The following is a 309-nucleotide window of genomic DNA, read 5'->3' on the forward strand; positions in this document are numbered from 1 at the left end:
CTTACCTATGGCCTTGCTGACGAGCCAGGCTGAATTGCAGTAGTTGGCTGGCGGCCAGAGATAACAAACAGTAGCCAACAAAATAGTAAAACCCGGGCCCCAGGGTAGACAGAGTGGCACTGCTGATTTCAAAATCAATGCGCAGACCAAACAGATTAACGGCTTGCGTGGTAGTGGTCTCAGCATGGTCGGTAGACAGCACGGCCAGAAAAATCGCCACCACAAAAACATCGGCCATTGACCACTTACCTATGGCGGCTATCCAGGCCGCCAGGGTTTGGCCTTTACTGAGCTTGTGCCAATACCAGG

At 52.4% G+C, this 309-nt stretch carries 1 protein-coding gene; it reads right to left on the reverse strand.

Going from position 1 to position 309, the window contains the following annotated elements; genetic code table 11:
- Nucleotide 1: 1 nt before the first annotated feature.
- Nucleotides 2-309 (reverse strand): paraquat-inducible protein A (locus tag J0A66_RS22625; protein ID WP_206576056.1); only part of this gene is annotated, 308 nt, incomplete at its 5' end.

The sequence above is a fragment of the Bowmanella dokdonensis genome, from assembly GCF_017254865.1.
GTDB classification, from domain to species: domain Bacteria; phylum Pseudomonadota; class Gammaproteobacteria; order Enterobacterales; family Alteromonadaceae; genus Bowmanella; species Bowmanella dokdonensis.